The sequence below is a fragment of the Pseudoxanthomonas sp. J35 genome (assembly GCF_000513995.1).
In the GTDB taxonomy this organism is placed as follows: Bacteria; Pseudomonadota; Gammaproteobacteria; order Xanthomonadales; family Xanthomonadaceae; genus Pseudoxanthomonas.
Genome location: NZ_AZVB01000004.1, coordinates 149,155 through 170,332, shown reverse-complemented (window position 1 = coordinate 170,332; position 21,178 = coordinate 149,155). Strand labels below are relative to the sequence as shown.

Annotated in this window: 25 protein-coding genes; 13 read left to right on the top strand and 12 right to left on the bottom strand. The window is 70.6% G+C overall.

Annotated features, from left to right (window positions below):
• Nucleotides 1–2: 2 nt before the first annotated feature.
• The gene (locus PSEJ35_RS0105075) at nt 3–911 is read right to left on the bottom strand and encodes a WYL domain-containing protein (RefSeq protein ID WP_198014147.1); all 909 of its coding nucleotides are present in this window, start codon (nt 909–911) and stop codon (nt 3–5) included.
• A gap of 532 nt (nt 912–1,443) precedes the next feature.
• On the opposite strand from PSEJ35_RS0105075, the gene PSEJ35_RS0105070 reads away from it, so the two are divergent.
• A complete protein-coding gene (locus PSEJ35_RS0105070) occupies nt 1,444–1,737 on the top strand; it encodes a DUF1778 domain-containing protein (protein WP_028916851.1) in 294 nt (97 codons plus the stop codon).
• The gene (locus PSEJ35_RS0105065; RefSeq protein ID WP_028916850.1) at nt 1,734–2,234 is read left to right on the top strand and encodes a GNAT family N-acetyltransferase; all 501 of its coding nucleotides are present in this window, start codon (nt 1,734–1,736) and stop codon (nt 2,232–2,234) included. Before PSEJ35_RS0105070 ends, PSEJ35_RS0105065 begins: the two co-directional genes overlap by 4 nt.
• Before the next feature lie 235 nt (nt 2,235–2,469).
• Here the strand turns inward: PSEJ35_RS0105065 and PSEJ35_RS0105060 are convergent, their stop codons facing one another.
• From PSEJ35_RS0105060 to PSEJ35_RS0105040, 5 genes are all read right to left on the bottom strand, one after another.
• Entirely contained in the window at nt 2,470–2,922 is a 453-nt protein-coding gene (locus tag PSEJ35_RS0105060; RefSeq protein WP_051412503.1) for a hypothetical protein, read from the bottom strand.
• Complete coding sequence (locus PSEJ35_RS0105055; protein ID WP_028916848.1) at nt 2,919–4,268, bottom strand: recombinase family protein; 1,350 nt, start codon at nt 4,266–4,268, stop codon at nt 2,919–2,921. The genes PSEJ35_RS0105060 and PSEJ35_RS0105055 overlap by 4 nt, the downstream gene beginning before the upstream one ends.
• Nucleotides 4,265–5,488 (bottom strand): FAD-dependent oxidoreductase, encoded by a 1,224-nt coding sequence (locus tag PSEJ35_RS15430; RefSeq protein WP_156924732.1) that lies wholly within the window; start codon nt 5,486–5,488, stop codon nt 4,265–4,267. The genes PSEJ35_RS0105055 and PSEJ35_RS15430 overlap by 4 nt, the downstream gene beginning before the upstream one ends.
• A gap of 183 nt (nt 5,489–5,671) precedes the next feature.
• Nucleotides 5,672–6,058 carry a hypothetical protein gene (locus tag PSEJ35_RS17405; protein ID WP_028916847.1) on the bottom strand — a complete coding sequence of 129 codons (387 nt, stop codon included), beginning with the start codon at nt 6,056–6,058 and terminating at the stop codon, nt 5,672–5,674.
• The gene (locus tag PSEJ35_RS0105040; protein WP_028916846.1) at nt 6,055–6,273 is read right to left on the bottom strand and encodes a hypothetical protein; all 219 of its coding nucleotides are present in this window, start codon (nt 6,271–6,273) and stop codon (nt 6,055–6,057) included. Before PSEJ35_RS0105040 ends, PSEJ35_RS17405 begins: the two co-directional genes overlap by 4 nt.
• Before the next feature lie 233 nt (nt 6,274–6,506).
• On the opposite strand from PSEJ35_RS0105040, the gene hemN reads away from it, so the two are divergent.
• From hemN to PSEJ35_RS0105010, 5 genes are all read left to right on the top strand, one after another.
• Nucleotides 6,507–7,907 carry an oxygen-independent coproporphyrinogen III oxidase gene (hemN, locus tag PSEJ35_RS0105035; protein ID WP_028916845.1) on the top strand — a complete coding sequence of 467 codons (1,401 nt, stop codon included), beginning with the start codon at nt 6,507–6,509 and terminating at the stop codon, nt 7,905–7,907.
• Nucleotides 7,908–7,926: 19 nt separating this feature from the next.
• The gene (locus PSEJ35_RS0105030) at nt 7,927–8,685 is read left to right on the top strand and encodes a helix-turn-helix domain-containing protein (RefSeq protein WP_028916844.1); all 759 of its coding nucleotides are present in this window, start codon (nt 7,927–7,929) and stop codon (nt 8,683–8,685) included.
• Between the two features lie 128 nt (nt 8,686–8,813).
• Nucleotides 8,814–8,972 carry a XapX domain-containing protein gene (locus tag PSEJ35_RS15425; protein WP_037082435.1) on the top strand — a complete coding sequence of 53 codons (159 nt, stop codon included), beginning with the start codon at nt 8,814–8,816 and terminating at the stop codon, nt 8,970–8,972.
• A 140-nt stretch (nt 8,973–9,112) separates the two neighbouring features.
• Complete coding sequence (locus PSEJ35_RS0105015) at nt 9,113–11,416, top strand: nitric-oxide reductase large subunit (protein WP_028916843.1); 2,304 nt, start codon at nt 9,113–9,115, stop codon at nt 11,414–11,416.
• A 124-nt stretch (nt 11,417–11,540) separates the two neighbouring features.
• Nucleotides 11,541–11,963: a GFA family protein gene (locus PSEJ35_RS0105010; protein ID WP_028916842.1), complete on the top strand. Its 423-nt coding sequence runs from the start codon at nt 11,541–11,543 to the stop codon at nt 11,961–11,963.
• A gap of 1 nt (nt 11,964) precedes the next feature.
• On the opposite strand, the gene PSEJ35_RS0105005 is transcribed toward PSEJ35_RS0105010, so the two are convergent.
• On the bottom strand, nt 11,965–12,282 hold the full coding sequence (locus tag PSEJ35_RS0105005) for a YkgJ family cysteine cluster protein (RefSeq protein WP_028916841.1): 318 nt from the start codon (nt 12,280–12,282) through the stop codon (nt 11,965–11,967).
• Nucleotides 12,283–12,550: 268 nt separating this feature from the next.
• On the opposite strand from PSEJ35_RS0105005, the gene PSEJ35_RS17145 reads away from it, so the two are divergent.
• Nucleotides 12,551–12,724 (top strand): hypothetical protein, encoded by a 174-nt coding sequence (locus PSEJ35_RS17145; protein ID WP_156924731.1) that lies wholly within the window; start codon nt 12,551–12,553, stop codon nt 12,722–12,724.
• Between the two features lie 18 nt (nt 12,725–12,742).
• Here the strand turns inward: PSEJ35_RS17145 and PSEJ35_RS0104995 are convergent, their stop codons facing one another.
• Nucleotides 12,743–13,006 carry a hypothetical protein gene (locus PSEJ35_RS0104995; RefSeq protein WP_028916840.1) on the bottom strand — a complete coding sequence of 88 codons (264 nt, stop codon included), beginning with the start codon at nt 13,004–13,006 and terminating at the stop codon, nt 12,743–12,745.
• Nucleotides 13,007–13,186: 180 nt separating this feature from the next.
• Here PSEJ35_RS0104995 and PSEJ35_RS0104990 point away from each other — a divergent pair, with 180 nt between their 5' ends.
• The 3 genes from PSEJ35_RS0104990 to PSEJ35_RS17750 all read left to right on the top strand — a co-directional run bounded on the left by PSEJ35_RS0104990 (nt 13,187) and on the right by PSEJ35_RS17750 (nt 15,081).
• The gene (locus PSEJ35_RS0104990; protein ID WP_037082433.1) at nt 13,187–14,446 is read left to right on the top strand and encodes an NnrS family protein; all 1,260 of its coding nucleotides are present in this window, start codon (nt 13,187–13,189) and stop codon (nt 14,444–14,446) included.
• 6 nt (nt 14,447–14,452) lie between these two features.
• Entirely contained in the window at nt 14,453–14,854 is a 402-nt protein-coding gene (locus tag PSEJ35_RS0104985; protein WP_028916838.1) for a SirB2 family protein, read from the top strand.
• A 95-nt stretch (nt 14,855–14,949) separates the two neighbouring features.
• The gene (locus tag PSEJ35_RS17750; RefSeq protein ID WP_255326721.1) at nt 14,950–15,081 is read left to right on the top strand and encodes a hypothetical protein; all 132 of its coding nucleotides are present in this window, start codon (nt 14,950–14,952) and stop codon (nt 15,079–15,081) included.
• Nucleotides 15,082–15,096: 15 nt separating this feature from the next.
• Here PSEJ35_RS17750 and PSEJ35_RS0104975 read toward each other — a convergent pair whose 3' ends face one another.
• The 4 genes from PSEJ35_RS0104975 to PSEJ35_RS0104960 are packed head-to-tail and all read right to left on the bottom strand — an operon-like array spanning nt 15,097 to nt 19,376.
• Nucleotides 15,097–15,717 (bottom strand): DUF2894 domain-containing protein, encoded by a 621-nt coding sequence (locus tag PSEJ35_RS0104975; RefSeq protein ID WP_028916837.1) that lies wholly within the window; start codon nt 15,715–15,717, stop codon nt 15,097–15,099.
• Nucleotides 15,707–16,372 carry an OmpA family protein gene (locus PSEJ35_RS0104970; protein ID WP_028916836.1) on the bottom strand — a complete coding sequence of 222 codons (666 nt, stop codon included), beginning with the start codon at nt 16,370–16,372 and terminating at the stop codon, nt 15,707–15,709. Before PSEJ35_RS0104970 ends, PSEJ35_RS0104975 begins: the two co-directional genes overlap by 11 nt.
• Complete coding sequence (locus PSEJ35_RS0104965; protein ID WP_028916835.1) at nt 16,369–18,702, bottom strand: DUF802 domain-containing protein; 2,334 nt, start codon at nt 18,700–18,702, stop codon at nt 16,369–16,371. The genes PSEJ35_RS0104970 and PSEJ35_RS0104965 overlap by 4 nt, the downstream gene beginning before the upstream one ends.
• Complete coding sequence (locus PSEJ35_RS0104960) at nt 18,699–19,376, bottom strand: DUF3348 family protein (protein WP_028916834.1); 678 nt, start codon at nt 19,374–19,376, stop codon at nt 18,699–18,701. Before PSEJ35_RS0104960 ends, PSEJ35_RS0104965 begins: the two co-directional genes overlap by 4 nt.
• A gap of 208 nt (nt 19,377–19,584) precedes the next feature.
• Here PSEJ35_RS0104960 and PSEJ35_RS15420 point away from each other — a divergent pair, with 208 nt between their 5' ends.
• Together PSEJ35_RS15420 and PSEJ35_RS15415 are read left to right on the top strand one after the other, a co-directional pair.
• The gene (locus tag PSEJ35_RS15420; protein ID WP_051412502.1) at nt 19,585–19,863 is read left to right on the top strand and encodes a DUF2249 domain-containing protein; all 279 of its coding nucleotides are present in this window, start codon (nt 19,585–19,587) and stop codon (nt 19,861–19,863) included.
• Entirely contained in the window at nt 19,860–21,167 is a 1,308-nt protein-coding gene (locus tag PSEJ35_RS15415) for a hypothetical protein (protein WP_051412501.1), read from the top strand. Before PSEJ35_RS15420 ends, PSEJ35_RS15415 begins: the two co-directional genes overlap by 4 nt.
• The last annotated feature ends 11 nt before the right edge of the window (nt 21,168–21,178 follow it).

The window sequence follows — 21,178 nt, the reverse complement described above, 5'->3', positions numbered from 1 at the left end:
TCTTATCCTTTGCGTGATGTCTTTGCTGCCGGGGCTTGATAGCCCGGCGCGAGCTTGGCGTTCTCGACGCCGTACAGCGCCAGCGGATCGCTTAAGGCCAGGCGGTACTGTTCTTCCTTGAGGCGGTGGTCAGGCGAGCAGTCCACGCTCCAGCGCAGCAGCATGTAGCCCGCGACGGCGGCGCGAACGCGCAGCTTGAGCGAGCCTTCCTTCATGCCGTAGTCCATCCGGATGATGTCTGGACGGGCCAGGCGCGGATGGGGAACCAGCTCCAGCTCGACGATGCGCGTCCACTGGATGTCGTTGTCCGGGCGCTCGTTGGGCTGTGGCTCCTCGTCGAGCAGGGTCGGCGCTTCGATGCGGGTGACGACGAAGTCCCGGAACTCTCCGCTCTTGCGATCAAAGGCCCGGACGTGCCAGCGCAGGCCGGTATCCACCAGTGCAAAGGGCACGATGACCCGTTCGGACTCGCCGCTGCTCATCGAGTGGTAGCGGATGGCGACGGGCCGCTTGGCGTGTATCGCCCGGCAGACCGGAGCCAGCACTTCCATCGTGGGGTTGCTCAGGGCGGTTGGCGACTCGCACGGCAGCAGCGATTGGGATGCGCCGTTCACGCCATCGCCGAAGCCCAGAGCCAGCGCCGACAGCACGCGCTGCGGTGCGTGTTCGAACAGCGGAGAGAACGTCTGTCCGATGCGGTAGATCTTGTTGCTGCCGTCAAAGGTGATGTTCTGCGGCGCGATTTCCCGGTACAGCGCCAAGTCGCGTGTCGCCCCGGCCGGAGCCACGCCGAAGCGCTCAATCAGATCCGGGCGACCGATCTCGCCGAAGAAGTAGAGCCGGAAGTCGATGTAGGCCAGCCGCTCGCGCTGGGCGCGGCTCAAGCTCTCGACGCGCTGGGGTTGAGTCACCGAAGGCTCCTCATCCAAGGCGGAGGACTGAACGGCTGGAAACGGAAGTTCGATTGCTCATCGGCAGGCATATCACATCATCAAAATGATGACATCATGCGCCAGAGATTATGCCCATGCAAGGAATCGAAGTGGCCAAATCATCGAATCCGCGCCCTCAAGGCCGAGGCGTTACTATCTGGCTCGGATTGCGGACGGGGGTTCGGTTCCGTGTTCCGCCACCAAATTGAAGGGCTCGGATAATCTCCGGGCCCTTTTTCTTGCCTGAAATCCCCGCGCCATGCGGGGTTCCGGCCATCCGTGCTACGGGTGGCCATCAGCCGAAACGCCCGAAATCGGCCACTTTCTCTGCCAGAGCCGTCTCTATTCTCCGTTTTGCCTGCGGGTAGGCGCAGCTCTGTCTCTTGCAAAATCAACAATTTACGCGCGCTGGTTCATCGTCAGCCAAGGCGACCGGTCACCAGTGCAACTAGACAGCGTGCGTCATTTGTACTAACATTGCGGCAGTTGATCTAACAAAAGAGGTGCTGCCATGACTGCCGTTGCATCGTCGCCTTCTGCCCGCTCCGCCCGACTCGGGCTGCGCGCTACCCCCGAACAGGAGGCGGTGCTGCGCCGTGCCGCCGAAGTGGCCCACAAGTCGCTGACCGACTTCATTCTCGACAGCGCCTGCCTGGCCGCCGAGCAGACCCTGCTCGACCAACGATTGTTCATGGTCTCGGGCAGCCAGTACCAGGCCCTGATGGATCTGCTGGATCGCCCCGAACAGACCAACGAGGGTTTGCGCGACCTGTTTGCCCGTAAGGCGCCCTGGGACACGAAGTGACGCTGCGCGCACCGGAGCCTCTGGCCGCGCAGCATCTGCTGGAGGGTTTTGATTGCGGCAAGCCCGCGCTGAATGACTGGCTGTTGCGTCACGCTCGCCAGGCGCAGGGCAGTGGCTCGGCCAAGACCTTTGTCGTTGCCGAGGACGATGGCCGCGTAGCGGGCTACTTCAGCCTGACCGTGGGCCAGGTCGACACGCTGGAGGCGCCGGAGCGCATTCGCAAGGGGATGGGGCAGTACCCATTGCCAGTTGTGATTCTGGCGCGGCTCGCTGTCTCGGTAGCGGATCAGGGGCGAGGCATCGGCTTCGGTTTGCTGCAGGATGCGATTCGCCGCACGATGCTGATTGCCGAGCAGGCCGGCATCCGCGCCATGCTGACCCATCCCCTCGATGAAGAAGCGGCGAGGTTCTACACGCGGTTCGGGTTCATCGCGTCACCGCTGCGCGATCAGCAATTGCTACTGCTCTTGAAGGACGCCCGTCGCTGGGTCCGCTGAACTATGACCATCGAATCACTGCCCACTTTCACCAAGCCAGCCCGCCAGCGCTGGGAGTCCATCCCTGCCGACATCCGCCAGCGACTGCTGTCCAACGTCTGGTGTGGCCACTGCCGTTTTGAGACCACGATCACCAATTTCAGCGGCACCATCAAGGGTGGCGACTTACTGCTGGTGGGCAAGTGCGCCGAATGCCACGGTGATGTGGCACGGGTGATCGAGGCTCGTAACCCGGTCAGGCATCAAACCCCGCCACCACCGCCCGCTGTGCCACCCAGTCGGTCGGCAGCGGATTGCGCTGGAACCACAGCAGGCTCATGCACCGGGGCTGTTGGCCAGCCAAGATGGCCTGGATGATGGCAGGCTGAAGCAGTGTCAGCCGCAGCAGTTCGTTGACCGTAGAGTGATGCAGGCCTTCGCGCTGGGCGATGTCGCTGCCACTGCCCACCACCCCATCGTCGAGCAGTTGCTGCCAGTAGAAGGCCCGCGTCAGCGCCACCAGCAGGGGCTGGTCGATTTGGGTGACCACTTTGCCCGGCGCGTCGAGCTGGCCGTCCGGCCGCACCACCACCTTGCTGCCGCCTCGCTTCCTGATCTTCAGCGGGATGAAGGTGGACAGTTTCACCTGCCCGCCATCCCGGCGTTCGCGCGCAACGGGTCCGCCCAAAACCTGCACTTTCGGCTTCATGCTTCCACCTCCTGCTGTTCCCATTCCTGCAATTCCGCGCCGATGGTGCCGGGCAGCAGTTCCCCGGCCAGTTCCTGCCACCCGTGGTCGCGCCAGATGATCTCCAACCCGCCATCGGCAATCACCACGCGATCAATCAGGAGCTGTGCCAGTCGATACTGTTCAGCGGGGAACAACTGTTGCCATAGGCCAGCCAGATTTCGCATCGGCAACACCACCTCAGGCTCTGACAGGTCTGGGCGGGTTGTCCGAATCTGATCCCAAACCGACTGCACGATGTGCGGCGCTGACAGCGCGGCGACGATCTGCTGTGTAACCAGGTTTTCGATGGGCACCGCTGGCAACGGGCCGTGGCTGCTGGCCCACGCGCCAAAGCGCTGGTGCTTGATCGGCGTGTAGTAGCGGTAGATATTGCCCTTCTTGACGGTGTAGCTGGGCACCAGCCGTTCACCGTCGGGCGTGAACAGCAGGCCGCGCAACAACACCGGCTCACGTTGGCGGTCGTTGGTCTCGCGCCGCCGTTCGATACCATCGGTGGCGATCAACGCGTGGACTGCATCCCACTGCGCCTGCGTCACGATGGCCTGATGCTGGCCGGGGAAACTCTGTCTCTTGTGGACGATCTCGCCCAGGTACATCCGGTTGTGCAGCATCTTGTAGAGGGTCTGCTTGGTGAAGGGCTTGCCGCCCTTGGTGACCACGCCTTCCGCGCCGTAGGCCTTGGCCATCAGCTTGGCCGAGCGCACGGTCACGAAGTCATCGAAGATGCGGCGCACCAAGGCAGCCTCAGTTTCGTTGATGACCAGCAGCCTGTCGTGCACGTCATACCCCAGCGGCAGCGGCCCGCCCATCCACATCCCCTTGGCCTTGCTGGCCGCGATCTTGTCGCGGATGCGCTCACCGGTCACCTCGCGTTCGAACTGCGCGAAGGACAGCAGGACGTTGAGCATCAGCCGCCCCATCGAGGTGGCCGAGTTGATCTGCTGCGTGACCGCGCTGAAGCTGACCCTGTGGTGGTCGAACACATCGACCATGCGCGCAAAATCGGCCAGCGAGCGTGACAGCCGGTCGATCTTGTAGACGACCACGATGTCGACCTTGCCCATCTGGATGTCTGCCATCAGGCGGCGCAGTGCGGGTCGATCCATGTTGCCGCCGGAAAAGCCGCCATCGTCGTAATCATCGGCCACCGCGATCCAGCCCTCGTGGCTCTGGCTTTTGATGAAGGCGTGTCCTGCTTCCTTCTGGGCATCGATGGAATTGAAGGACTGGTCGAGGCGTTCGTCGCTGGATACGCGGCAGTACACCGCGCAGCGTTTGGGTGATACGAGCAATGGCGCGTTCATTGACCACCTGCCTTGCCGTCGCGCAGGCCGAAGAATTTTGGGCCGTTCCACTGCGTGCCTGTGATGTGGCGCGCCGCCGCCGACAGGCTTTTGAACACCTGACCGTTGAGCTCGTACAGACCATCTGGCGTGACCGTCACACGATGCTGGCGCTCATCCCATTCGCGGATCAGCGTGGTGCCGGGCATCAACAAGGTTTGCGCGCTGCGTCCGACACTGCTTTTGATCCTGGAATGGTTGGCACCGGTGACCTTGAGCTTGGTCGACACCGCCGAGCCGCGGTAGATACCGATGCCCCAGGTCGCCAGGTGGTCGGCGCAGATCCTGGCCTGCTCGAACAGCGGCGCGACCAGGCCGTAGGCGACGCCGCGGTGGCTGGCGCACTCGCCCACCGCGTACACGCGCGGGTCGTAGGCCTGCAAGGTGTCGTTGACCACGACGCCGCGATCGCAATGGATCCCGGCGGCCTGCGCCAGCGCGATATTCGGACGGATGCCGGCGGCCATCACCACCAGCTCCGCGGGGATTTCCGCGCCATCGGAAAAGCGCACCGCGGCGACCTCGCCGGCGTCTTTGCCGACGATCTCCGTGGTCGAGGTGTTGAGCCGGAACTCCAGGCCGCGCCCGGCCAGCGACTTCTCGAGCAGCGCGCCGGCCACCGGGTCGAGCTGCTGCTCCAGCAGCCAGCCGGCCAGGTGCACCACGGTCACCTGCATGCCGCGCAGCTTCAGGCCGTTGGCCGCCTCCAGCCCGAGCAGGCCGCCGCCGATCACCACCGCGTGCTTCTTCACCCGCGCCGCCTCGATCATGGTGCGCGTGTCGTGGATGTCGCGGTAGCCGATCACGCCCTTCAGGTCCTTGCCGGGCACCGGAAGGATGAAGGGCAGCGAGCCGGTGGCCAGCAGCAGGCGGTCGTACTCGGCCCCGGTGCCGTCGGCGGCCACCACCTTGCGCTGCGCGCGGTCGATGCGGACGACTTCCTTGCCCAGGTGCAGGGCGATGCCGTTGTCCGCGTACCAGGACAGCGGGTTGAGCACGATGTCGTCGAAGTCCTGTTCGCCGGCCAGCACCGGCGACAGCAGGATGCGGTTGTAGTTGCGGTGTGGCTCGGCGCCGAACACGGTGATGTCGTACATCCCCGGGGCCAGCTTCAGCAGCTCCTCGAGGGTGCGGATGCCGGCCATGCCGTTGCCCACCACCACCAGTCGCGGTTTCCTCATCTTCGGGTTCCTTGCGCGTGTGCTTCGATGACGTGCGGTGCGCGGCTCAGACCCGCGCCGGGCCCAGCGCGGCCCAGTGCAGGCGCCAGCGCTGCCTGACCGTGGCCAGGCACACCGAGGCGGCCAGGGCGATGCCGGCGAACAGCCACAGCCCCGGCGCATAGGTCCCCGCCTGCTGCTTGACTACGCCCCGAACCCGGCCGGCTCGTCGACCGCCGGCTTGAGCGAGAGGGTCCCGGTCAGCGCCTGGCTTTGCCCGCCTGCGGACAGGCCCAGCATCACCAGCGTGTTGTAGTACACGCGCTCGGTCGGGTATTCGCCCAGCTTCGGTCGCAGGGCCTCGGCATGGAACTCTTCCGCATCGGCATCCCCGCCGCTGGCCTCGCTGACCAGCGCCTGGGCGACGCGTCGCGGCGGCCACAGCGCGAACTCGCGCAGCGTCTCCAGCGCCAGTGCTTCCTGCAACGCCACCGCATCCTCGGCGGACAGGCCGCGCAGGCGCTGCAGGGGCAAGCCGCCGACGCCCGCCGGATCGTCGACCGGGGCCGCCACGACCAGGTTCGGACTCACCGCCCCGCCAACGCCGCTTCTTCCCTGATCGCCGCTGCCGCATTGGCGAAGAGCCACGAGGTCCCGAGGTCGTAGATGGACTCCACGCCCACGCGCGCCAATGCCTGGGCCGCGTTCGACTCCACGCCAAGCAGCGAGCCCACCGGCAGTTGCAGGACTTCGTGGCGCGAGAGACCGGTGAAGCCGGCCCGGAGATGGTCGGTGATGGCGGACATGGCGATTTCCTGTCGTCCTGCGAGTCGCCGGGGCGGCGGGCCGTATCCGGACGCAAGCGCCCGTACAGGCACGAAACGCGGGTGCGCACGCCACCCGGCCATGCCTGCCCGCGGCAGCGCGCCTCCGCGGGAGGCGCGCCGCCATGAACACATTCCTGAACGCAGCTGCGCAGGCCGCCGCGGATTGACCTGCATCAAGGACTCCCCGGCCCCCGCGGACTAGCCTGCAAGCCATGGCCAGCCTGTCCGCCCTGTTCGATCCCGAGCTGCTCCAGCGCTACGACGTGCCGGGGCCGCGCTACACCTCGTACCCGACCGCGCCGCAGTTCACCCCCGGCTTCGGCGAGGCCGACCTGCGCCGTGTGGCCGCCGCCAGCAACGGCGACCCGATCCCGCGCCCGATCTCGCTGTACCTGCACATCCCGTTCTGCACCAGTCCGTGCTTCTACTGCGGCTGCAACCGGATCATCACCCGCGACAAGGCCCGCGGCGCCGCCTACCTGACCCGCCTGTACCGCGAGATCGCCATGGCCTCGACCATGTTCGACCGCGACCGCGACGTGGAGCAGGTGCACTTCGGCGGCGGCACCCCGAACTTCCTCGACCCGGCGCAGATCGCCGAGGTCATCGACGTGCTGCGCAGCCACTTCCGCTTCGCCCCGGGCGAGCGCATGGACTGCTCGATCGAGCTGGACCCGCGCTTCATCACCCCCGACGAGGTCGGCGAGCTGGCCCGCGCCGGCTTCAACCGCGCCAGCCTGGGCGTGCAGGACTTCGACCCGGCCGTGCAGCAGGCGGTCAACCGCGTGCAGGGCGTGGAGCAGACCCTGGGCATCATCGAGGCCTGCCGCCGGCACGGCTTCCGCTCGGTCAACGTCGACCTGATCTACGGCCTGCCGAAGCAGACCCTGGAAGGCTTCGAATGCACCCTCGACACCACCTTGCAGGTGCGCCCGGACCGGCTGGCGATCTACGGCTACGCGCACCTGCCGCAGCTGTTCCGCCCGCAGCAGCGCATCCACGCCGAGGACCTGCCCTCGCCGGAACAGAAGCTGGACCTGCTGCGCCTGGCGATCGACAAGCTCGGCCAGGCCGGCTACGAGTACATCGGCATGGACCACTTCGCCCTGCCCGGGGACGAGCTGGCCAGGGCGCAGCGCGAAGGCGGCCTGCACCGCAACTTCATGGGCTACACCACCCACGCCGAGAGCGACCTGCTCGGCCTGGGGGTGAGCGCGATCAGCCACATCGGCGCCAGCTTCAGCCAGAACCCGCGCGACATCGGCAGCTGGGAACAGGCGATCGACGCCGGCCGCCTGCCGGTCTGGCGCGGCATGCACCTGGACGCCGACGACGTGATCCGCGCCGACGTGATCCAGTCGCTGATGTGCCACGGCGAGCTGGACTTCGACGCGGTCGGCCGCCGCCACGTGATCGATTTCCGCGAGTACTTCCGGGACGCGCTGGCGCGGCTGGCGCCGCTGCAGGACGACGGCCTGGTCGAGGTCGGCGAAGGCGGGCTGCGCGCGACCTCGCGCGGACGCCTGCTGCTGCGTATCATCGCCATGTGCTTCGACCGCTACCTGACCCCTGCCGCCGCCCCATCCGCGCCGCGGTACTCGCGCACCGTCTGACCCCGGCGGGAGGCCGAGCATGAGCCAGCCCGGCGTCGTCTTCCCGCGCACCGGTCCCGGCATCATGTCGGACGACGGCGATGCGCTGACGTTCTGCTCGACCTGCGCCTTCTCCCAGGCCTGCCTGTCCGAGGGCATGGACAAGAGCGCGCTGATGGACCTGCACGTGCTGGTCGAGCACGTCGGCCCGCTGCACCCGGGCGAGCATGTGTTCCGCGAGGGCGACCCGTTCACCGCGATCGCCGCGGTCCGCGCCGGCACGGTCAAGACCTACCAGATCGACCGCAACGGCCACGAGCAGGTGCTGGGCTTCCACCTGCCCGGCGAGGTGATCGGGCTCAACGCGATCCACGGCGACCGCTACCCGTGCAACGCGGTGGCGCTGGACACGGTGATGCTGTGCCGGTTCTCGTTCCCGAAGATCGCCACCCTCGCCCAGCGCCTGCCCAACCTGCAGCAGCACCTGTTCCGGCTGATGAGCCGCGACATCGGCGTGGCCTCGCTGTTCGCCCGCGACAACAGCGCCGACGAGCGCATGGCCGCGTTCCTGATCGGCCTGTCGCGGCGCCTGGCCGCGCGCGGCTTCTCGCCGCGCCGCTTCCAGCTGACCATGTCGCGCACCGACATCGCCAACTACCTGCGCCAGGCCCCGGAAACGGTCAGCCGGGTGCTGCGCCGCTTCGAGAAGGACGGACTGCTGCACATCAAGCAGCGCGACGTCGAGATCCTCGACCTGCCGCGCCTGGAAGAACTGGCGCTGGCGGTCCTGCGCGACTGAGCCGCGGCGCTGCTGGTGGTGGCGATGACCCTGGGCTACCAGGCCGCGGACGCCTGGCTGGCACGGCGCCAGGCCCGCCATCGCCGCGACTGCGGCGGCTCCAGCGGGGCCACGCGGGAGGCCCCGCCGTGAGCCTGTTCCTCGCCGGCCTGGCCACGGCCCTGCTGGTCGGCGCCGGCTGCCGCCTGCTCGACCTGCCGCTGCCGGCGCCGCCGCGTTGGCAGGGCGCGCTGCTGGTGGTGGCGATGACGATCGGATTCCTGCTCGGCAGCCGCCTGGCAGGCTGAGCGCACTGCGCGCACGGTCACGCCAGCGCCGCTCCGGAACCGCGCTTTCCGCCGGCAATGCGCGCGACTTGACCTGTGTCAGGGCCGGGCGGCGGCGCGCTGCCGAAGATGCGGGCGTTTCCCCCGAGAGAGCCCGCGTCATGAACTCCACACGCAAGCTTTGGGCAGGCCTGGCGGTCCTGCTCATCGCCTCGTTCGCCGTCCTGCTATGGGTCGGCGGCGAGATCCACCGCCAGGCGCCCCCGATGCCCGAACAGGTGGTTTCCACCGACGGCACCGTGGTCTACACCCGCCAGGACATCGAGACCGGACGCCAGGTCTGGCAGTCGATCGGCGGCCAGCAGCTGGGCTCGATCTGGGGCCACGGCGGTTACGTCGCCCCGGACTGGGGCGCCGACTGGCTGCACCGCGAGGCCGAGGCCATCCTCGACCTGTGGGCCGGCCGCGAGCACGGCGTGGCGAGCTACAAGGAGCTCGATCCCGCCACCCAGGCAGCCTACACGCAGCGCGTGCAGGCCCTGCTGCGCCCGAACACGTATGACGAGGCCACCGGCACGATCACCGTCGATGCCGACCGCGCCGCGGCGATGGAACAGGTCGCCGGCCACTACCAGGCGCTGTTCAGCGCCGATCCGGCGACGGCCGAACTGCGCGAGGCCTACGCCATGCGCAACGACACCGTGCCGGACCCGGAGCACCGCCGCCAGCTGGCCGCCTTCTACTGGTGGGCGGCGTGGTCGTCGGTGACCGAGCGCCCGGGCGCGGACAACGGCATCACCTACACCGCCAACTGGCCGCATGACGAACTGGTCGGCAACACGCCGCCGTCCAACCTGTTCATGTGGACCGTGTTCAGCGTGCTGTTCCTGATCGCCGGCATCGGCCTGCTCGGCTGGCACTACGCGGCCAACCACGGCGAAGAGATGCAGCCGGTGCTGCCGAAGAGCGACCCGCTGGCCGCGATCAAGGTCACCCCGTCGATGCGCGCCACCGCCAAGTACTTCTGGGTGGTGATCGCGCTGTTCCTGACCCAGATCCTGCTGGGCGCGATCACCGCGCACTACCAGGTCGAGGGCCAGGAGGCCTACGGCTTCGCCCTGGCCGAGATCCTGCCCTACGCGCTCACCCGCACCTGGCACACGCAGCTGGCGGTGCTGTGGATCGCCACCGCCTGGCTGGGCATGGGCCTGTACATCGGCCCGGCGATCTCGGGCCATGAGCCGAAGTTCCAGCGCCTGGGCGTGAACGTGCTGTGGGTCTGCCTGCTCGTCATCGTGGTCGGCTCGTTCGCCGGGCAGTGGCTGGCGGTGATGCAGAAGCTGGGCCTGGCCAGGAATTTCTGGTTCGGCCACCAGGGCTGGGAATACGTGGACCTGGGCCGCTTCTGGCAGCTGTTCCTGTTCGTCGGCCTGCTGCTGTGGCTGGTCCTGGTCGGCCGCGCGCTGTGGCCGGCGATGCGCAAGGGCGCCGAATCGCGCTCGATCGTCAGCCTGCTGTTCCTGTCCGTGGTCGCCATCGGCATCTTCTACGCGGCCGGCCTGATGTGGGGCGAGCACACCCACCTGGCCATGGTCGAGTACTGGCGCTGGTGGGTCGTGCACCTGTGGGTCGAAGGCTTCTTCGAGGTGTTCGCGGTGGCGGTGATCGCCTTCCTGTTCACCCGCCTGGGCCTGCTGCAGGTACGTTCGGCCACCATCGCGGTGCTGTTCGCCACGGTCGTGTTCATGGCCGGCGGCGTGCTGGGTACCCTGCACCACCTGTACTTCACCGGCACGCCGACGGCGGTGATCGCCCTGGGCGCGAGCTTCTCGGCGCTGGAAGTGGTGCCGCTGGCCTACGTCGGCTTCGAGGCCTACCACAACTACAAGCTGGGCAAGGCCACGCCGTGGATGGCGAAGTACAAGTGGCCGATCATGTTCTTCCTGGCGGTCTCGTTCTGGAACCTGGTGGGCGCCGGCCTGTTCGGTTTCCTGATCAACCCGCCGCTGCCGCTGTACTACATGCAGGGCCTGAACCTGACCGCGACCCATGGCCACACCGCGCTGTTCGGCGTGTACGGCATGCTCGGCATCGGCCTGATGCTGTTCTGCCTGCGCGGCCTGAAGCCGGACCTGGCGTGGAGCGAGAAGCTGCTGAAGACCGCGTTCTGGTCGCTCAACATCGGCCTGGGCGGCATGGCGGCCTTCACCCTGCTGCCGCTGGGCATCCTCCAGCTCAACGCCTCGCTGCAGCACGGCTACTGGTACGCCCGCTCGGCCGAATTCATGCAGCAGCCGATCGTCGACCTGCTGGTGTGGATGCGCGTCCCGGCCGACACGCTGTTCAGCGTCGGCGCGCTGGCCCTGGCCTGGTTCGTGTTCCGCCTGTGGGTGGCGCCGAAGCGGATGGCGCCGGTGCCCTCGGCCACCGCGGTGGCCGCCGCGGCGATCGTGCCGAAGCGCTGATCACGCGCCACTGCGACACCCATCGGGGCCGCCATCGTGCGGCCCCGGTTTTTTGTGCCGGCGCCACGTGCGCGGCGCCGGGGGTGCCGGCATACTCGGCGCGGGCCACCCCTGGGATCGCGCGATGGATACCGTGTCCGGAACCTGCCTGTGCGGCGCCGTGCGCTTCGGCGCGCGCCTGCCCAGCAAGTGGGTCGCGCACTGCCACTGCTCGTCCTGCCGGCGCGCGCATGGCGCGCCGCTGGTCACCTGGGTCGGCTTCGCGGCGGAACAGTTCACGCTGGAGCCGGATTCCGCGCAGCCGCGCTGGTACGAATCCAGTCCGGGTGCGCGCCGTGCTTCATGCCCGACCTGTGGCACGCCCATGTTCTTCGAATCCACGCGCTGGCCGGGCGAGATGCATGTTGCCCGCGCCCTCGTCGACGGACCGCTGGATCGCGAGCCGTCGGTGCACGTGTTCCATGCCGAGCACGTGCCATGGCTGCAGGTGGACGACGGGCTGCCGAAGATCCCCACGCTGTCGCCGCCGAGGCCTGCCGGCGGCTGAGCTACTCCAGCAGCAGCGGGATCTCGCGCGGCCCCTCGACGTATTCCCGGCGCACCGAGCGGCAGTAAGGCCCGTCCATGACGAAACGCCGGCAGACCTGCGGGCGGCTCTCGTAGATGCCGCAATTCATGCGTGCGCCGTCCATGGCCACGCACCAGCCGTCCTCGTCATGCGCCATCACCCGGGGGCCGGCGGGAAGGAAGGTGGTGAGGTGCGAGGGAATGCGGTCTTCGGGCTCCAGGACCACGGTCAGGCGGCAGCACACCGCGTCGCAATGCCCGCAGTCGGCGCAGCCGCCTTCCTCGTCGAAGGCGCTCATGCGCCTGCTCCGGGAGCGCGCGGTGCGTCGGGAACGGGAGCGATGCGGAAGACCCACGCGCAGCAGCTGCAGGATGGATCAGATGACGGGAGGGAGGCGTGGCGATGCCGGACGGATCGCGCGCAGGTGCCGGGATTCATTGGCCATGCTAGCGCTTTCCCGCCTTACCGCGGCATGACTGGACGGATTCCAGGAGGAAAGCCCGCCGCGCCGTCACGAACCGGCGACGGGCGTGCAATGCGGCTTCCGGCAACGGGAGGCGACGACGATGGCCAAGCCCGCACCCAACCGCGAAAGCGACGAAGCCAAGGCCCGCACCGCCGACAAGCTGCGCAACGACAAGGCGCGCTGGAAGGACCACGACCCGCCGGACCAGCCGCGCGACGGCCGGCCCGATCCGGAGAAGGACTACCCGGACGCCCGCGAAAGCGTGCCGCGCTGAGTACCGCGCGCGGGCGGTTCAGCCGCGACAGCCGCAGCCGCAGCAGCCGTCGCCGCCGTCGCGGTCCTGCTCGGAGTCGTCCGCCACCGCGGCTTCGCCCAGCGCGCGCAGGATCCGTTCGACCTCTTCCTGCGGCAGCACGGTCAGCACCTGCACCTGGCCATCGGTCGGATCGAACGCCACCTGGGCGGCGGGATCGTGCTGGCGCAGCGCGGCACTGATCGCCGACACGCGCGAGAGGCCGGTGGCGGGATCGGGTGCGGAAACCTGGAGGGTGGACATGCGGTGCCTCGGATGATCGGCATAACGGGAGCCGGCGCGACGCGACCGGCGATGCGGGGACTCTAGGCAGGCCGTCCCGGCCCGGCCTTGACCCTGGTCAAGCCACCGCGAGGCCGGGTTCCACGCGCCGGGCTGACATGGATCAAGGCGCCCCCGCCCGGCGGATCGCAGACTGGCCCCATGCACGCCGAGACCGCTCCCCTGCCCCGCCCGCGCCGCGCGCGGCCCTCGCCGGCCTGGCTGGTGCATGCACCGCACCGGCTGATGTTCTTCGTCGGCGCGGCCAACGTGCTGCTGGCGATGCTGTGGTGGGCGCTGTGGCTGGTGTCGGCGCGTTCCGGCTGGTGGACCATGCCGGAGCTGCCGGTTCCCGGGGGCTGGCTGCATGCCTTCGTCATGCAGTACCTGGTGCTGCCGAGCTTCGTGTTCGGCTTCCTGCTGACCGTGTTCCCGCGCTGGATGGGGCTGCCCGACCTGGAGCGCCGGCACTACGTGCCGGTCGGCCTCGGCCTGATGGGCGGGCAGCTGGCGATCCTGCTGGGCGCGGCGGGCTGGGAAGTCGGCCTGACCGTGGGCCTGTGGATGGCCCTGGCCGGCTGGAGCGCCGGGCTGCTCACCCTGGGCCGGCTGCTGGCCGACGAGAAGGGCCGCACCTGGCATGCGCGCTCGTGTTTCGCGGGACTGGTGCTGGGCTGGCTGGGCGTGGCGATGTTCATCGCCTTCGTCCTCGGCGCATCGCCGCAGTGGGCCTTCGCCAGCATCAAGCTCGGCGGCTTCGGCCTGCTGCTGCCGGTGTACGTGACGGTCGCGCACCGCATGTTCCCGTTCTTCGCCGGCAACGTGGTACCCGGTTACAAGGCATGGCGGCCGCTGCCGTGGCTGGGCGTGGTGTGGGCGCTGGCGATCCTGCACCTGGGCCTGGAACTGGTGCATGCCTACGCCTGGCTGTGGCTGGCCGACCTGCCGCTGCTGCTGCTCACCGCCCATGCGGTGTACCGCTGGTGGCCGCGCCGGCCCGCCGGCGGCACACCGCGCCCGGGCCTGCTGATGGTGCTGTTCGTCGGCACCGCGTGGCTGCCGGCGACCTTCGCGCTGTACGTGGTGCAGAGCCTGGTCTACCTGTCCGGCGGCGACTTCGTGCTGGGCCGCGCGCCGATGCACGCGCTGTTCATCGGTTTCTTCGGCAGCCTGCTGGTGGCGATGGTCACCCGCGTGACCCAGGGCCATTCCGGGCAGCCGCTGCGCATGCATGGGCCTGCGTGGTTCGCCTTCGTCGCGATCCAGCTGGTGGCCACGCTGCGCATCCTCGCCGACATCCTTCCCGATCCGGGCCTGTGGCAGGCCATCGCCGCCACCGGCTGGCTGGTCGCGCTGTCGCCATGGGTGGCGCGGATCGGCCACGCCTACCTGACCCCGCGCCGCGACGGGCGCCCCGGCTGATATCCGATGTTCGAGTTCTATCCGCAGATCAAGCTTGTCCACATCGCCGCCGCGCTCAGCAGCGGCGGCTTCTTCGGCCTGCGCGCGCTGGCCCTGCTGGCCGGGATGCAGTGGCCAAGGTTCGCCCCGGTCCGATACCTCAGCTACACCGTCGACACGGTGCTGCTGACCGCGGCCTTCATGCTGCTGACCCTCCTGCCGCGCGAGCTGTACGCGAATGGCTGGCTGCTGGTGAAGCTGGGCCTGGTGGCCAGCTACGTGGTGCTGGGCATCCTCGCCTTCCGTCCGCAGCGGCGTACGCGCACGCGGGCGGCGCTGGTCGTGGCGGCGGGGCTGTGCTTCCTGCAGGTGTACTGCATCGCCCGCACCCACCATCCACTGGGGGCGTTCTACCTGTTGATGGGCTGAGTGCGTGGCGTCCCGGAGGCGGCCTTCGGCCGAGTCCGGGCTCCATCCAGCCGCGTAGCCCGGATAGGCGAAGCGCATCCGCGGAAGGAGAACCCATGGAACGCAACGAACCCGAACTCCCCGATCCGTGCCAGGCGGCGTGGTGGCTGCTGCACGAGTCCTGTGATGCGGCAGGAATGGGCCTGTTCGTCGAGGCGCAGTCCGCGCCGCAGGGCGCCGGCGACTGAGCCGGCAGGTGCGGCCTACTCGCTGCGCTTGCGCCTGCGCGGCTTTGCGGGCCTGGCCGGCTTGCGCGCGGACTCGCGCAGGGTCGGCGAGGCCTCCGGCATCGCCGCGGCGCACAGCCGCTCCAGCGAGGCCAGTGCGTCGGCGTAGGCGACGAAGTGCCGCAGGTACTCCGGGCACTGCGCGCGCATGGTCGCCATCGCGCGGTGGGCGAGGCGGCCGGAATTGAGCGGGCCGGCGTCGGTCGGCTCCTCGGCCAGCGCATGGCGCACCTGGCCGGCGGTGCGCAGGCGTCCCCACAAGCCGCGCAGCGCATCGAGCATCGGCACGTCCGGGTAGGCCGGGTTCACCTCGGCCGAGCGCCGGGTGATTTCCTGCGCAAGCACGGCCAGCGGCCCTGCGGCCGCTGGGTTACCCGCGGCACCACCTTCGCGTGCCTGCGCGGAAAGACCGGCGGCGTAGGCCTCGACCAGCGCGGCCAGGCGCTGCTCCAGCAGTTCGCGCGCCTTGCCCTCGTGGGCCTGCACGCGCGCCGCCAGCGCCTGCATCCGCGCGAAACGCAGCGGATCGAGGCGGTCGGCGCCCTGCTCGCGCCAGGCCGCCAGCCGGTCGCCGGCGCGGGCGCCATCAGCGGCCATCGCCGTCCCTGCGCTCCACGCCATCCTTGCCGCGCGTCGGACGCGGCATCGGCGCGATCTCCACGCGGCGGTTCCTGGCGCGGCCGGCATCGCTGTCGTTCGGGCTGACCGGCTGCTGCGCGCCGAACGCGGCGGCGAACACCGAATCGGCCGGCACGCCTTCGGCGACCAGGGTGCGGGTCACGGTCAGCGCGCGCTGCGCCGACAGTTCCCAGTTGTCGGCGAAGCGGCGGTTGCCGTCGCGCACCGGGCGGTCGTCGGTGAAGCCGCTGACCATCAGGATCTGGTGGCGCGCGGAAAGGTAGCCGGCCAGCGGCGCGGCGAGGCTGCGCAGCAGCTCCACGCCTTCCGGCTGCAGCTGGTCGGAGTTGAGCGCGAACAGCACGTTGCCGCGGATCCCGATGCGGCCGTCGACCAGGGTCACCCGGCCGCTGGCCAGCGGACCGGCCAGCGCCTGCTCCAGCGCCTGGCGCTGCTGCGCCTCGGCTTCGCGGCGCGCGACCTCCTCGTCCAGGCGCAGCGCCAGCTCGCCCTGCACCGCGATCACGCCGACCAGGACCAGCACGAACGCGCCCAGCAGCACCGCCATCAGGTCGCCGAACGCCGCCCAGACCGGCGTGCCCAGTTCGGCCTGGCCTTCGCTCTCCAGGCTCATGCGGCCTCGGCCCCTTCGGCGCGGGTGTCATCGATGCGCTGCAGGTCGGCGGCGATCTGCCGCTGCGCCATCAGGCTCAGGTCCACGACCTCGCGCGCCTGGGCCACGTAGTAGGCCAGCTGCTCGTCGCTGCGCGCGGCCGAGCGCTCCAGCGCGGCCTCGATCTGCTGCAGGCGCTCGCCCAGCTCGCTGCTGGACTGGCCGAACAGCTGCACCGCGGTGGCGAAGGCCTCGCCGAGGCTGGCCACGTCCGCGGCGCCGGCGACGACCTGCGCCGCGGCGGCTTCCAGCTTGCCGGCCTCCGCCTGCACGTGCTCGCCGAAGCGTTCGCCGACGCGCTCGAGCAGTTCGGCCGAGGTCGACAGCAGCGCGTCGATCGCGCCGCGCTGCTCGGTGGAGGCGTGGTTCACCGCATCCAGCAGGGTCTGCAGCGTGGCCATCAGCTGGTTGCGCTCCTCGAGCATGGCGGTGTCGCGGACCATGCTGTCGGACAGCTGCTGGCGCAGTTCGCCGATGACCTCGGCGGCGGCGCGCGGCGCCTCGGCGGCGGCCTGCAGCAGCTGCGCGATCTCGGCGACGGTGTCGCGCGCCTGCGCTTGGGCCTGCGCAGTGATGTCGGCGGCGGTGGCGGCCAGCGCGTCGCAGATCGCCTGCTGGCGTTCGGAAGCATGCGTGGCCGCCGCGGTCCAGGCCTCGCGCAGGCCGGCACCGGTTTCGGCCAGCTGCGCGTTCCAGGCCTGCAGGCGCTGCGCGTCCTGTCCGGCCAGCGCCTGCTGCAGGCGCTCGTGCGAGCGGTCGACGCTCTCGACCAGCGCGCCGGCCTGCTCGCCGAAGCCGGCGGTGGCCCGTGCCCAGGCCTCGCCGTTGCGTTCGACCAGCGCCGCGTGCGCCTGCTCCTGGCGCTGCAGCGCCTGTTCCCACGCCTCGGCCATGCGCGCGGCGTTGCCGTCCAGGCGCTCGCCCAGCTCGCCCAGCAGCTGCAGCGAGCGCTGCTCGAAGGCGGCGTTGAACCGCTCCAGCGCGGCCTGCAGGTTGCCGGCCAGCGCTTCGTTGACCTGCTGCTGGCCATCGATCGCGGCGCGCCAGCCGTCGGCGGCGGCGGCGGTGGCGCTGGCGAATCCGGAGGACAGGCCGTCAAGCTGGCGCTGCACCGCTTCGCCCACCATCGCCTGGGTGGAGGCGGCCTCGCGCGCGAGCGCGGCCAGGGTCGCCTCGACCACCGGCTGCAACGCAGCGCCGGCCGCGCGCGCGCTTTCGGCGACGCCGGCCTGCAGCGATTCCTGCAGCGCCGCCGCCCAGCGCGACTGCGCTTCCCCGCTGCGCGCGTGGAATTCGGCCTGCGCGGCCAGCAGGCGTTCGCCGCTGGCGGCGTGCTGCTGCCCGATCGATTCGGCCAGCGCCTGCAGCGAAGCGGTCCAGCGCGACTGCGACTCCTCGCCTCGCGCATGGAACGCGTCCTGCGCGGCCAGCAGCTGTTCGCCGGCGGCGGCCTGCTGCTTCTCCAGCGAAGCGGACAGCGCCTGCAGCGAGGCGACCAGGCGGGCCTGCGACTCCTCGGCGCGCGCATGGAACTGCGCCTGGCTGGCGAGCAGGCGCTCGCCGCCGGCGGCGTGCTGGCGTTCGATCGCCTCGGCCAGGCCCTGCAGGCGTTCGACCAGCGCCGGCAGCATCGCGCCCTGCTCCTGCTGCAGGCGCAGCGCCTGCTCGCGCTGCCAGGCGCGCGAATGCACGCGCAGCGTGGTGGCCGCTTCCACGTCCAGCTGCTGAACCACCTGCGCGCGTTCGCGCTGGGCCAGCGCCGACAGCAGGCCCAGCACCGCCGAGGCGGCGACGCCGGCGATCGAGGTGCCGAAGGCGAAGCCCAGGCCCTTCACCGGCGCGGCCAGCGAACCGCGGATCGCGTCCAGGTCGGCGGCCGCTTCCAGCGCCAGGCCGGTACCGCGCAGGGTGACCATCATGCCCAGCAGGGTACCGAGCATGCCCAGCAGCACCAGCAGGCCGACCAGGTACGGAGTCAGCGCCGGCGCCGGCAGCGCGACCCGCTCGCCCTCGATGCGCAGGCGCACCGCGTTGCGGATCGCCGGCTGCAGGCGGCCGAGCCAGCCACCGAGGTCGGTGCACGCCGACGCGGCGTCGGCCAGCGCGCCCGCCAGCGAACCGGTCGCCTGGCGGTAGCGGCGCAGCTCCAGCGCGCCGGCCAGGAAGCCGGCGGCGATCACCACGATCACGGCCGCGCCCAGCGGATGGGTGGACAGGTGGCTGGCGCCGGTCCAGGCGAGGACCGCCAGGCCGGCAAGGAACAGGACGAGGTACGGCAGGTTTCTGGTCATGGGGTCCGGGGGGTGCGAAGCGCCGCGAGCAGCGCGTCGATCGGTTGGAAACGGATGTCGAGCTCGGCCAGGAGCACGTCCTGCATGTCGCGGCGGAACACCTGCAGCCAGGCGCGACCGCCACCGGCGGCGATCGCAGCCTGCTGCAGGCGCTCGAAGTACCCGCCCAGCAGCGCCGGCAGCTTCGCCAGCAGGGCGTGCTCGCGCGGGCTGAGGACCTGCTCCATCACCGCGTCCACCTCGGCCAGGCGCGCCCGCGCCGGCGAGGCGGCGAGCGTGTCGCGCAGCTGGCCGCGCAGGCGCCCGGTGGCGGCGAGCATGGCCCGCTGCCGGGCCTGGTAATGGCTGCGGAACGGGCCGTAGTCCACCGGCGCGGCCTCGTCGGCCGGGGCTTCCGGACCGGCGTCGCCGGTGATGGACGCGGCCAGGCTGGCCCGCAGCCGGGCGCAGGCCTCGTCCTCGGCCGCGTCGAACGCCGGGGCGTCCTCCGGCGGCGCGGGCACGCGACCGTCCAGCGCGCCGGACAGGGCCACGGCGCGGTTCCAGTCGATCTGCTGGCCCAGCCAGGCCGAGAGGGGCTGGCCCGTCGGCGGTGGCTCGGCCCCGGCGATCCGCGCCAGCAGGCGCACGAAAGCGGGGCCCGGGGTGGGCGTCCTGTGCTGCGAAATAGCCAACTACCACTCGAAAACCGGCCATTTTACATGAGCGGCCGGGGCCGGCCCGGCCCCGCCGCATGGCCGGTTCAGTACCGGAATGCCCCGCCCCCGCCCGCCGCGGCCCGGCGCCCGTGCCATGCAGGCAAACACTGCGGACCTGACGCGCGTCAAGGCGCCCGGCGCACCGCACTGCGAACGTGTGCCGCCTCGCTACCCCGATGCCGCCATGACCGCGCCGCTGGACCTGCGCCACCTGCCGCCGCCCGAGCCGATGCAGCACATCCTCGATGCGCTGGAGCGGCTGCCCGCGCGGGCCTGCCTGGTGGCGCTGACCCCGTTTCGCCCCGGCCCGCTGCTGCCGCTGCTGGAAGCGCAGGCATGGGCGTGGCGGGTGGAGGATCTTTCCGGCGGCGGCGCCCGCATCACGATCGCACGGACTGCCGACGCTGCACTCCTGGCATCGACCGCGATGCCGCCACCGGACCCGGCCATGGCGCGCGGATGAGCGGCCTGGCCTTCACCCACGCGCCGCCGGCGGCGCGGCCACTGCGCTTCCTGCTCGCCGCTCCCGCCTGGGGCGTGGTCGCCGGGCTCATGCTGGCGCTGGATCCGCACGCGCTCGCCGGCCGCTGGTCGCCGTCCACCATCGCGCTGGTGCATGTCCTTACCCTGGGCGTGCTCGGCAACGCCATGCTCGGCAGCCTGCTGCAGTTCCTGCCCGTGGCCGCCAGCACGCCGGTGCGCGGCGCGCGCTGGCTGCCGCTCGCCCATGCCGCGCTGAACCTGGGCCTGGTGCTGTTCGTGCTGGCCTTCCATGGGTTGCACGCATTGCTGCTGCCGGCCGCACTGCTGCTGGCGGCGGCGTTGGCGCTGGTGCTGGTGCCGCCGCTGCCGGACCTGTTCCGGCGCGGGCCGCAGCGCCTGCTGCGCGCGGGCATCGGCGCGGCGCTGGTGGCGCTGGCCGCGACCGCGCTGCTGGGCGTAGTCGCCGCCGGGCTGCTGCGCGGCCACGGCGCGCTGCCGCTGGACCAGGTGGTGGATGCGCACGCCATGTCCGGCGGCGGCTGGGTGCTGGGCCTGCTGGCCGCGGTGGGCAGCGTGACCGTACCGATGTTCCATGGCACGCCGCAGCTGGCGCCGCGCGTGCAACGGGCGTGGACGCTTGCGGCCGTCGCGCTGCCGGTGGCGGCCGCCACGGCCCGGCTGTGCGGTGCGCCGGCGGCCGTCGTCGCGCTGGCGCTGGCATTGCAGGCGGGCGCTTTCGCCTGCGCGGTGCTGTGGCTGCAATGGCACGCGCCGCACCGGCGCAATCCGGGCCTGGTGCGGTTCTGGGCCGTCGGCTGCATCGCCCTGCTGCTGGCCGCGCTGGCGGCGTGCGCGACGGTGGCCGGGGTGCCGGGCCTGGAGCCGGCCACGGCGACGCTGCTCGCCGGCGTGCTCGCCCTCGGGATCGGGGTGCCGCTGCTGGCCACCGGCATGCTGCTGGAGATCGTCGCCTTCATCGCCTGGGTGGACCTGCGCGGACGCTGCCCGCGCGGCATGCGCATCCCCGCGGTGGGGCGGCTGCAGCCGGAGCAGGCCAAGCGCCGCGCCCTGCTCGCGCACCTGTTCGCAGCCGTCCTGCTCGGCCTCGCCGTGCCCGTGCAGGCGCTCGCGGTGCCCGCCGGGATCGCGCTGGCCGGCGCGCACGCACTGAGCCTCGCCAGCCTGCTGCGCTGCCTGTGGCGCGCGCGCGATTTCCTCCGCCACCCGCAGGCCTGGCGGCAGCTGCCGGTGGCCGGGGACGTCGGCGCGGCGGGGCGGCCTTGACCGGCCTCGAC

Bases quoted from the DNA above. Each gene is read 5' to 3' on its own strand.
- PSEJ35_RS0105070 (WP_028916851.1), top strand. From the start codon at position 1,444: ATGACTGCCGTTGCATCGTCGCCTTCTGCCCGCTCCGCCCGACTCGGG.
- PSEJ35_RS0105060 (WP_051412503.1), bottom strand. From the start codon at position 2,922: ATGAAGCCGAAAGTGCAGGTTTTGGGCGGACCCGTTGCGCGCGAACGC.
- PSEJ35_RS0105055 (WP_028916848.1), bottom strand. From the start codon at position 4,268: ATGAACGCGCCATTGCTCGTATCACCCAAACGCTGCGCGGTGTACTGC.
- PSEJ35_RS15430 (WP_156924732.1), bottom strand. From the start codon at position 5,488: ATGAGGAAACCGCGACTGGTGGTGGTGGGCAACGGCATGGCCGGCATC.
- PSEJ35_RS0105040 (WP_028916846.1), bottom strand. From the start codon at position 6,273: ATGTCCGCCATCACCGACCATCTCCGGGCCGGCTTCACCGGTCTCTCG.
- hemN (WP_028916845.1), top strand. From the start codon at position 6,507: ATGGCCAGCCTGTCCGCCCTGTTCGATCCCGAGCTGCTCCAGCGCTAC.
- PSEJ35_RS0105030 (WP_028916844.1), top strand. From the start codon at position 7,927: ATGAGCCAGCCCGGCGTCGTCTTCCCGCGCACCGGTCCCGGCATCATG.
- PSEJ35_RS0105015 (WP_028916843.1), top strand. From the start codon at position 9,113: ATGAACTCCACACGCAAGCTTTGGGCAGGCCTGGCGGTCCTGCTCATC.
- PSEJ35_RS0105010 (WP_028916842.1), top strand. From the start codon at position 11,541: ATGGATACCGTGTCCGGAACCTGCCTGTGCGGCGCCGTGCGCTTCGGC.
- PSEJ35_RS0105005 (WP_028916841.1), bottom strand. From the start codon at position 12,282: ATGAGCGCCTTCGACGAGGAAGGCGGCTGCGCCGACTGCGGGCATTGC.
- PSEJ35_RS17145 (WP_156924731.1), top strand. From the start codon at position 12,551: ATGGCCAAGCCCGCACCCAACCGCGAAAGCGACGAAGCCAAGGCCCGC.
- PSEJ35_RS0104995 (WP_028916840.1), bottom strand. From the start codon at position 13,006: ATGTCCACCCTCCAGGTTTCCGCACCCGATCCCGCCACCGGCCTCTCG.
- PSEJ35_RS0104990 (WP_037082433.1), top strand. From the start codon at position 13,187: ATGCACGCCGAGACCGCTCCCCTGCCCCGCCCGCGCCGCGCGCGGCCC.
- PSEJ35_RS0104985 (WP_028916838.1), top strand. From the start codon at position 14,453: ATGTTCGAGTTCTATCCGCAGATCAAGCTTGTCCACATCGCCGCCGCG.
- PSEJ35_RS17750 (WP_255326721.1), top strand. From the start codon at position 14,950: ATGGAACGCAACGAACCCGAACTCCCCGATCCGTGCCAGGCGGCGTGG.
- PSEJ35_RS0104975 (WP_028916837.1), bottom strand. From the start codon at position 15,717: ATGGCCGCTGATGGCGCCCGCGCCGGCGACCGGCTGGCGGCCTGGCGC.
- PSEJ35_RS0104970 (WP_028916836.1), bottom strand. From the start codon at position 16,372: ATGAGCCTGGAGAGCGAAGGCCAGGCCGAACTGGGCACGCCGGTCTGG.
- PSEJ35_RS0104965 (WP_028916835.1), bottom strand. From the start codon at position 18,702: ATGACCAGAAACCTGCCGTACCTCGTCCTGTTCCTTGCCGGCCTGGCG.
- PSEJ35_RS15420 (WP_051412502.1), top strand. From the start codon at position 19,585: ATGACCGCGCCGCTGGACCTGCGCCACCTGCCGCCGCCCGAGCCGATG.
- PSEJ35_RS15415 (WP_051412501.1), top strand. From the start codon at position 19,860: ATGAGCGGCCTGGCCTTCACCCACGCGCCGCCGGCGGCGCGGCCACTG.